The following is an 8,722-nucleotide window of genomic DNA, read 5'->3' as shown; positions in this document are numbered from 1 at the left end:
CGACGACATCTCGAAGCGGGAGACCGAGCTGATCGAGGAATTCCGCAAGAAGGGCCTCACGATCGCCACCGTCAACCGCGACGACTTCCGCGACCGCGTCGTCAAGGCCATCGACATGAAGGCGATGGGCTACGACCGCATCCAGGCGATCAAGTAAGCCCCTTGCAGCGGCGGGCCCGTCGGCCCGTCGCCGCCATGACTGCCGCGCAACCGGATCCCGCACATGGAAAACACCACGACGATTGACGACCTGCCCAAGGTGATGGGCGACGACGGCGAGTTCCACGCCGAGGACGAGGCGGTGGACCTCTCGGGCACGGCGCCCGAGGCATGGATCGCGCTGGTCTTCTTCTGGATCCTGGGGCTGGTGGTCTTCTACCAGTTCTTCACCCGTTACGTGATGAACGACTCCGCCGCCTGGACGGAGGAGATCGCGCGTTACCTGCTGATCGCCACCGTGTTCACCGGCGCGGTGATCGGCGTGGTGAAGAACAACCACATCCAGGTCGACTTCTTCTACCGCTTCATGCCCCCATGGATGGCGCGTGCGATGGCCACCGCCGTCGACGTGATGCGGCTGGCCTTCTTCGCCGCCGCCGTGGTGCTCACCTGGCTGATGATGGACAAGCTGGGCAACAGCTCGCGCATGACCATGATCGACCTGCCCATGAACTACGTGTACGCCATCTGCCTGGCGGCCTTCGCCGCCATGACCGTGCGCTCCGCCCTCGTGATGCGCATCCACTGGAAGCGCGGCTACACCGTGCTCGAACGGCCCGAGTCGGCCATCGAAGACCGCTAGAAACAACCAGCACCATGCTCAAGGTCCTCTTCCTCGCGCTGATGGCGGGCGGCATCCCCGTGGCCATCGCCATGGCCGGCGCCTCGCTCCTGTTCATCCTGTTCGCCGGCAACCTGCCGCCCTTCGTCGTCATCCACCGCATGGTGAGCGGCATCGACAGCTTCCCGCTGCTGGCCGTGCCCTTCTTCATCCTGGCCGGCAACCTGATGAACAACGCCGGCATCACCAACCGCATCTACAACTTCGCCCTGGCCCTGGTGGGCTGGATGAAGGGCGGCCTCGGCCACGTCAACGTGGTCGGCTCGGTGGTCTTCGCCGGCATGAGCGGCGCCGCCATCGCCGACGCCGCCGGCCTGGGCACGATCGAGATCAAGGCGATGAAGGACCACGGCTACGGCACCGAGTTCGCCGTCGGCGTGACGGCCGCCTCGGCGACGCTCGGGCCCATCATTCCGCCCTCGCTGCCCTTCGTGATCTACGGGATGATGGCCAACGTGAGCGTCGGCGCGCTGTTCCTCGCCGGCATCCTGCCCGGCGCGCTGATGGCGGTGCTGATGATGCTCACCGTGGCCTACTACGCGCACAAGAACAACTGGGGCGCCGACGTCAAGTTCGAGTGGCCCCGCGTGCTGAAGGCGCTCGCCGAAATGGCCATCGTCATGGGCTGGCCCACCGTGCTGTGGCTGCTGGTGGTGAAGGCCGGCCTGCCCGCGCAGCCGACGGTGCTCACTGGCCTGGTGGGGCTGTTCGTGGCCGACAAGCTGTTCCGCTTCCAGGCGGTGCTGCCGATCATGACGCCCGTGCTGCTGATCGGCGGCATGACCACAGGCATCTTCACGCCCACCGAGGGCGCCATCGCCGCCTGCCTGTGGGCGATGGTGCTGGGCCTGGTCTGGTACCGCACGCTCAGCTGGAAGATGTTCGTCAAGGTGTGCCTCGACACGGTGGAGACCACCGCCACCGTGCTGTTCATCGTGGCTGCCGCCAGCATTTTCGGCTGGATGCTCACCGCTACCGGCGTCACGGCGGCGATCTCCACCTGGGTGCTGGGCTTCACGCACGAGGCCTGGGTGTTCCTGCTGCTGGCCAACCTGCTGATGCTGTTCGTGGGCTGCTTCCTCGAGCCGACCGCGGCCATCACGATCCTGGTGCCGATCCTGCTGCCGATCTGCCAGCAACTGGGCATCGACCCGGTGCACTTCGGCCTGGTGATGGTGCTGAACCTGATGATCGGCCTGCTGCACCCGCCCATGGGCATGGTGCTGTTCGTGCTGGCCCGGGTGGCCAAGCTGTCGGTGGAACGCACCACGATGGCGATCCTGCCCTGGCTGCTGCCGCTGCTGGTCTCGCTGGTGGTGATCACCTACATGCCCAAGACCGTGCTGTGGCTGCCGAAGCTGTTCTACTGACATGACACCCTTCATCCGCCTCCACCCCGCCGACGACGTCCTGATCGCCCGCACCCAGCTCGTGGGCGGCACGAGCGTCGAGGGCGTCACCGCCCGCGGGCTGATCCCGGCCGGCCACAAGATCGCCACCCGCGCCATCGCGGCCGGCGAGCCGGTGCGGCGCTACAACCAGGTGATCGGCTTCGCGAGCCGGCCCATCGCCGCCGGCGAGCACGTGCACACGCACAACCTCGCCATGGCCGATTTCGAGCGCGACTACGCCTTCGGCGCCGACGTGAAGCCGCCGCCCGCCCCGCGCGAGGCGACGTTCATGGGCATCCGGCGCGCGGACGGCCGCGTGGCCACCCGCAACTACATCGGCATCCTCTCCAGCGTGAACTGCTCGGCGACCGCCGCGCGCGCCATCGCCGACCACTTCTCGCGCCAGACCAACCCCAAGGCGCTGGAACCCTACCCCAACGTGGACGGCGTGGTCGCCCTCACGCACGGCACGGGCTGCGGCATGGCCAGCGAAGGCCTGGGCATGCAGATCCTGCAGCGCACGCTGGCCGGCTATGCCACCCACGCCAACTTCGCCGCCGTGATCGTGGTGGGCCTGGGCTGCGAGGCCAACCAGATCAACGCCTGGCTCGCCAACAGCAGCCTGCGCGAAGGCGAGACCCTGCAGGTGTTCAACATCCAGGACACGGGCGGCACCCGCAGGACGGTGGAAAAAGGCGTGGCGCTGGTGAAGGACATGCTGCCGGCCGCCAACAAGGTGCAGCGCGAGCCCTGCAGCGCCTCGCACATCACCATCGGCCTGCAGTGCGGCGGCTCCGACGGCTATTCGGGCATCAGCGCCAACCCGGCCCTCGGCGCCGCGGTGGACCTGCTGGTGGCGCACGGCGGCACGGCCATCCTGTCGGAGACGCCGGAGATCTACGGCGCCGAGCACCTGCTGACGCGCCGCGCCGCGCGGCGCGAAGTGGGCGAGAAGCTGATCGAGCGCATCCGCTGGTGGGAGCACTACACCAGGGTGAACGACGGCGAGATGAACAACAACCCGTCGCCCGGCAACAAGGCCGGCGGCCTCACCACCATCCTGGAGAAGTCGCTCGGCGCGGTGGCGAAGGGCGGTACGACCAACCTGCAGGCGGTGTACGAATACGCCGAGCACGTCGATGCGCGCGGCTTCGTCTACATGGACACGCCCGGCTACGATCCGGTCAGCGCCACGGGCCAGGTGGCCGGCGGTGCCAACATGATCTGCTTCACCACCGGCCGCGGCTCCGCCTACGGCTGCGCGCCCTCTCCGTCGCTGAAGCTCGCCACCAACACGGCGCTGTGGCAGCGGCAGGAAGAGGACATGGACATCAACTGCGGCGAGATCATCGACGGCAAGGCCTCGATCGCCGAGATGGGCGAACGCATCTTCCGCCTGGTGCTGGCCACCGCCTCCGGCGAGCGCAGCAAGAGCGAGCAGCACGGCTACGGCCAGAACGAGTTCGTGCCGTGGCAGGTCGGGGCGGTGATGTAGTGAATACCGAATTCATTTAACGCAAAAGCCGCAGAAGGAGAACAGCCAAAGCCGCAAAAAAGACATTCTCAAAAGGCTGTTCTTTTGCGGCTTTTGCGAAACCTTCGCGGCTTTTGCGTTAAGACTGCTCGATCAGACACAAGCATCAAGACAGAAACCATGACAAGGAAGTACTCCGCGGCGCAACTGCGCGCCATCGTGGCCGGCGTGCTGGAGCGGGCCGGCAGCTCCGCCGAAGAGAGCCGCACGGTGGCCGAGAACCTGGTGCTCGCCAACCTGAGCGGGCACGACTCGCATGGCGTGGGCATGCTGCCCCGCTACGTGGACGCGGTGCTGGAAGGCGGCCTGCATCCCAACGCCGGCATCGCCGTGAAGCTCGATGGCGGCAGCCTGCTGGCCCTGGACGGCCAGCGCGGCTTCGGCCAGGTGGTGGGCGCGCAGGCGATGACGCTCGCGATGCAGCGCGCGCAGGAGACGGGCAGCTGCGTGATGGCGCTCGCCAACGCGCACCACCTGGGCCGCATCGGCCATTTCGCCGAGATGGCCGTGGAGCGCGGCCTGGTGTCCATCCACTTCGTCAACGTGCAGTCGCGGCCGGTGGTGGCGCCCTTCGGCGGCGGCGACGGCCGCTACGGCACCAATCCCTTCTGCGTCGGCATCCCGCTGCCGGGGCAGCCGCCCTTCCTGCTGGATTTCGCGACCAGCCGGGTGGCGCAGGGCAAGATGCGCGTCGCGCACAACGAGGGCCGCCAGGTCGAGCCCGGCACCCTGATCGACGAGAAAGGCCGGCCGACGACCAACCCTGGCGTGGTGGTGGTCCCGCAATCGGGCGGCCTGTTTGGCGCCCTGCTCTCCTTCGGCGAGCACAAGGGCTACGGCATGGCCGTGGCGTGCGAGCTGCTCGGGGGCGCGTTGACGGGCACCGGCACCTGGCACCAGCCGGCGGACAGCCGGCGCGCCGTGATCAACGGCATGTTCACGATCCTGGTGGATCCGCGCAAGCTGGGCACGCAGGAAGCGTTCGCGCGCGAGGCGCTGGCTTTCGTGGAGTGGGTGAAGCAGAGCCCGCCGGGGGCGGGCTCCGAAGGCGTGATGCTGGCGGGCGAGCCCGAACGCAGGGCCCGGCGCCAGCGCGAGGCCGAAGGCATCGCGCTGGACGACCAGACCTGGGCCGAGATCGTGGCCGCGGGCGCCAAGGTCGGCGCCGCGGTGGCCTGAGCGCTTACTTGAGGGACAGCCAGCGCTGGAAGTCGGCGCGGTGCTCCACGCCCGCCGGCACGTTGAGCCAGTAGCGGGTCACGACCGTCCGGCTGCTGGTCACGCCCGGGGCCGCCGGGCCGCCCAGCACGGTGGTCTGGCTGGCCTGGACCTGGGCCGCACCCGGCAGGATGCGGGTGCCCGGCACGGCGATCACGGCCGGCGCCGCCACGGCGACCGTCGAGGCCGGCACGACGGCGACGGCGGGCGCCGGCGCCACGGCGATGGTCGCGGGCGCGCCCGGCGTCACCACCATGCCGGTGCCGGAATTGACCAGCGTGCCGTTGCTGCTCATCACCGGGCCTGCGCCCAGGATGGTGGTGGTTTCGGTGCAGATGGTCTGCAGGTTGTCGCTGGAGACGGTGCAGGTCGTCTGGGCGAACGCGGGCACGGACAGGACGGCGACGGCCGCCACGGCCAGGGCTGCATGGGTGTGTTTCATCGGTACTCCTTGACGTAATGGGTTCGGGGGACGGACCCTATTCCATGCCCGGCGCGAGCGCCGGCTCGCCAGCGCGCATTGATGGTCCCTGTCGGACCCCGACCGACGGCCCGGTTATGGCCCAGGCAGCGGCCGCACCGCGTCGCCCGCGATCGGGAAGATGCGGTCGCCCGGGCGCGGCGCGATGCGGTGCATGCCCGTGAAGCTGCCGAAGGCCGGCAGGATGCCCACGGCCTGCGCGGGCACGGCTTCATCGCCGAGCCAGAAGCACGGCAGCCGCAGGTGCTCGAAGGCGCGGCCGCTCACGGCCACGCAGGGGTGCCAGTGGCCCGCGAGCACGTAGGCGTGCGCCAGCGGCCGCGGATGATGGCAGAGCGCGAAGGGGCCCAGCCGCAGCGGCTCGTCGACGATGGTGAAGCCGAGCGTGGCCGGCGGATCGCCCGCGCGGTCGTCGTGGTTGCCGCGCACCAGGGTCACGGGCAGCGCGGCCTGCCGCTCGCGCCAGGCGTGCAGCACGGCCAGCGTGCCGGGCGCGTGGGAGCGCGCGGAATGCAGGAAGTCGCCGAGGAAGACGAGCTGCCGCGCGCCCGTGTCGGCCAAGGCCGCATCCAGCCGCGCGAGCGTTTCGCCCGTAGTGCCGCGCGGCACCGGCACGCCGAGCCTGCGGAAGCTCACCGCCTTGCCGACATGCGCGTCGGCGACCAGCAAGGCGGAATGGTCGGCAAGGAACAAGGCGCCGGAGGGATGCAGCACCGCATCCTGTCCGGCCAGGCGGATCTTCACATCACAGCATCCGCGCCAGCGCCGCGTCCAGGTGCTCCGAAGGGGCACGCTTGAAACCCGAGCGCGCGAAGCGCTGCAGCCGCCCGACGATGAAGGCCGTGAGCACGGAGGCACGCACGGCCGCATCCACCGTCGGCGCCGCGGCGTCGCCCGTGCTGCGCAGGCACTGCTTGAGCGAGGCTTCCACCTTGTCGAAGAACTGGTTCATGCGCTGCTGCAGCCGCTCGTTCTCGAACACCAGGGCGTCGCCCACCATCACGCGCGTCATGCCCGGGTTCTTCTCGGCGAACTGGATCAGCATGGCGACGATGCGGCCCGCCTGCGCCGGCCCCGCCGGCTCGCGCTCGGCGATCTGGTTGATCAGCGTGAAGACGCTCTGCTCGATGAACTCGATCAGGCCCTCGAACATCTGCGCCTTGCTGGCGAAGTGCCGGTACAGGGCCGCTTCGCTCACCTCCAGCCGCGCCGCCAGGGCCGCGGTGGTGATGCGCTCGGCGCCGGGCTGCTCCAGCATCGTGGCCAGCGCCTGCAGGATCTGCACCCGCCGCTCGCCCGGCTTGGGGCGCTTGCGCACCACGGCCGGTGCCACGGGCGCTTCGGCGCCGGGTGTGGGTTCGGGGGAGTCGAGCTCGGCGTGGGACATAGGGGACGGAAGGTCAGCGGTTCGGGCCATTCTCGCATACCCAACCGTGGCATTTTGCCAACCCAGCCACCGGAAACCCCGTGCCCACGCCGAGTAGGTGCTTACCCCGGGAGGGGCAGTGTGACTTTCAAGCCACGCCCCTCGGCCCCGGCCCCGAGCTGCAGGTGGCTGTGGTGGACGCGGGCGATCTCCTCCGCGATCGCGAGGCCCAGGCCGTTGCCCTCGGCCTGCGTGCCCGGCACGCGGTAGAAGCGCTCGAGGATGCGGGAGCAGTCCGCGGCCGACACGCCGGGACCGTCGTCCTCCACCTCGAGGAAGGCCTCGCTGCCGCGGCGGCCGCAGCGGATGGTGACGCTGCCGCCGTCGTGGCTGTATTTCACGGCGTTGTCGACCAGGTTGGACATCAGCTCGCGCAGCAGCCATTCGTGGCCCATCACGCGCACCGGCTCGGCGTCGAGGCCGAGGTCGATGCCGCGCGCGGTGGCGGCATCGAGGTGGGCTTCGAGCGTGTCCTCGCACAGCGACTTGAGTTGCACCCGCTGCTGCGGCTGCGAATGCATGCCGCGCGCATCGGCGCGCGAGAGCGCCAGCAGCTGGTTGGCCAATTGCGAGGTGCGGCGGGTGGCGCTGCGCAACTTGTAGACCTGCTCGGTGGGCAGGGCCAGGGTGCCGTCCTGCGGCGTGGCGGCGGCCGCCTGGGCCCAGGCTTCCACCTGCGCCTGCAGGCCCGCGAGCGGCGTGCGCAGCTGGTGGGCCGCGTCGGCGACGAAGCGGCGCTGGCTCTCGGCCTGCGCGTTGACCAGCCCGAACAGCCGGTTGAGGGAATCGACCAGCGGGCGCACTTCCTCCGGCGAGGCCGCTTCGTCGATCGCGCTCAGGTCGCGCGGCGAGCGGCGCTCCACCGCTTCCTTCAGCGCGCGCAGCGGGCGCAGCGCGCGCTCCACCGCCCAGCCCACGGCAAAGGCCGCGGCCCCGATCAGCACCAGGTTCGGCAGCAGCACCCGCAGCAGGATCGAGCGCGCCCACTGCTGGCGCGCATCGGTGCCGTCGCCCACGGCCACCACCACCTCGCCGAAGATGGTCTGCTGGCGCTGGCGCACGATGCGCCAGGTGACGCCGCCGTGCTCCTCGCTGTGGAACTGCGGCTCGGCGTCGGCCGGCGGCAGTTCGTCGGCGAGCCACTCCTCGCCCTGCAGCACCTGGCCGTCGACGTCGATGATCGCGTAGGCGGCCGCCGAGGGGTCGTCCTTCAGGAACTCCTGCACCGGCGGCGCCAGCATCAGCAGCGGCCGCCCGCCCGCGTCGCCGACGATCGAGTCGGCCACCAGCGGCACCAGGGCCTGCAGCCGCTGGTCCTGCTGCAGGGCGACGTTGCCGGCGGAGCGGTATTCGAACCAGGCGTTGATCGCCGCCAGCAGCACCAGCGGCACGATCAGCATCACCAGCAGGCGCCGCTGCAGCCCCCGCGTGACCCCCAGCACCGCGCTGGCGCGCAGCCGGCGGCCCGTCCGGGGCACGAAATAGAGCATCAGGCCGATTCCGTGGGGCGCAGCTCCAGCCGGTAGCCGAAGCCGCGGATCGAGCGCAGCGCCACGCCGTAGGGCTCGAGCTTGCTGCGCAGGCGCGAGATGTAGACCTCCACCGCGTTGGGCGTGATCTCCTTGTCCCAGCCGGTCAGGGCCTGCAGCAGCTTCTCCTTGCTGGCGGGCTTGGGCGCGTTGATCAGGAGGTACTCCATCACCGTCCACTCGCGCGGGCCCAGCTCGATCGGGATCGCCTGGCCGTTGCGCTGGGCGCTGGCGCGCCGGTTGGCCGTGTCGAGCTCGATCGGCCCGAAGGTGAGCACCGCCGACGTGGCCGCCTGCGAGCG

9 protein-coding genes are annotated in these 8,722 nt (G+C 70.0%); 4 read left to right on the top strand and 5 right to left on the bottom strand.

From position 1 onward, the window contains the following. Window positions 1-223 precede the first annotated feature (223 nt). From VFM98_RS14245 to VFM98_RS14230, 4 genes are all read left to right on the top strand, one after another. On the top strand, window positions 224-802 hold the full coding sequence (locus VFM98_RS14245) for a TRAP transporter small permease (protein ID WP_325110574.1): 579 nt from the start codon (window positions 224-226) through the stop codon (window positions 800-802). Window positions 803-816: 14 nt separating this feature from the next. Next, window positions 817-2,211: a TRAP transporter large permease gene (locus tag VFM98_RS14240; protein ID WP_325110573.1), complete on the top strand. Its 1,395-nt coding sequence runs from the start codon at window positions 817-819 to the stop codon at window positions 2,209-2,211. Between the two features lies 1 nt (window position 2,212). Beyond that, on the top strand, window positions 2,213-3,727 hold the full coding sequence (locus VFM98_RS14235; RefSeq protein WP_325110572.1) for an altronate dehydratase family protein: 1,515 nt from the start codon (window positions 2,213-2,215) through the stop codon (window positions 3,725-3,727). A gap of 159 nt (window positions 3,728-3,886) precedes the next feature. Continuing rightward, window positions 3,887-4,945: a malate/lactate/ureidoglycolate dehydrogenase gene (locus VFM98_RS14230; protein ID WP_325110571.1), complete on the top strand. Its 1,059-nt coding sequence runs from the start codon at window positions 3,887-3,889 to the stop codon at window positions 4,943-4,945. 4 nt (window positions 4,946-4,949) lie between these two features. Here VFM98_RS14230 and VFM98_RS14225 read toward each other — a convergent pair whose 3' ends face one another. The 5 genes from VFM98_RS14225 to VFM98_RS14205 form a co-directional block, all read right to left on the bottom strand. Next, on the bottom strand, window positions 4,950-5,426 hold the full coding sequence (locus VFM98_RS14225) for a hypothetical protein (protein ID WP_325110570.1): 477 nt from the start codon (window positions 5,424-5,426) through the stop codon (window positions 4,950-4,952). A gap of 114 nt (window positions 5,427-5,540) precedes the next feature. Next, entirely contained in the window at window positions 5,541-6,209 is a 669-nt protein-coding gene (pdeM, locus tag VFM98_RS14220; RefSeq protein ID WP_325110569.1) for a ligase-associated DNA damage response endonuclease PdeM, read from the bottom strand. A 1-nt stretch (window position 6,210) separates the two neighbouring features. After that, window positions 6,211-6,852, bottom strand: coding sequence for a nucleoid occlusion factor SlmA (slmA, locus tag VFM98_RS14215; RefSeq protein WP_325110568.1), 642 nt, complete (start codon window positions 6,850-6,852; stop codon window positions 6,211-6,213). A 101-nt stretch (window positions 6,853-6,953) separates the two neighbouring features. Beyond that, a complete protein-coding gene (locus VFM98_RS14210) occupies window positions 6,954-8,381 on the bottom strand; it encodes a sensor histidine kinase (protein ID WP_325110567.1) in 1,428 nt (475 codons plus the stop codon). Beyond that, window positions 8,381-8,722, bottom strand: a 342-nt coding sequence (locus VFM98_RS14205; protein ID WP_325110566.1) for a response regulator transcription factor, incomplete at its 5' end; no start/stop codon positions are given. The genes VFM98_RS14210 and VFM98_RS14205, both read right to left, overlap by 1 nt.

It is taken from the genome of Ramlibacter sp., from assembly GCF_035706265.1.
Lineage (GTDB): Bacteria > Pseudomonadota > Gammaproteobacteria > Burkholderiales > Burkholderiaceae_C > Ramlibacter.
Note: the sequence above shows the minus strand (reverse complement) of the source record. Positions and strands in the feature narration are given on the sequence as shown.

Coding starts and splice junctions, on each gene's coding strand:
- slmA (WP_325110568.1), bottom strand. CDS start 6,852: ATGTCCCACGCCGAGCTCGACTCCCCCGAACCCACACCCGGCGCCGAA.
- VFM98_RS14240 (WP_325110573.1), top strand. CDS start 817: ATGCTCAAGGTCCTCTTCCTCGCGCTGATGGCGGGCGGCATCCCCGTG.
- VFM98_RS14245 (WP_325110574.1), top strand. CDS start 224: ATGGAAAACACCACGACGATTGACGACCTGCCCAAGGTGATGGGCGAC.
- VFM98_RS14210 (WP_325110567.1), bottom strand. CDS start 8,381: ATGCTCTATTTCGTGCCCCGGACGGGCCGCCGGCTGCGCGCCAGCGCG.
- VFM98_RS14235 (WP_325110572.1), top strand. CDS start 2,213: ATGACACCCTTCATCCGCCTCCACCCCGCCGACGACGTCCTGATCGCC.
- VFM98_RS14230 (WP_325110571.1), top strand. CDS start 3,887: ATGACAAGGAAGTACTCCGCGGCGCAACTGCGCGCCATCGTGGCCGGC.
- VFM98_RS14225 (WP_325110570.1), bottom strand. CDS start 5,426: ATGAAACACACCCATGCAGCCCTGGCCGTGGCGGCCGTCGCCGTCCTG.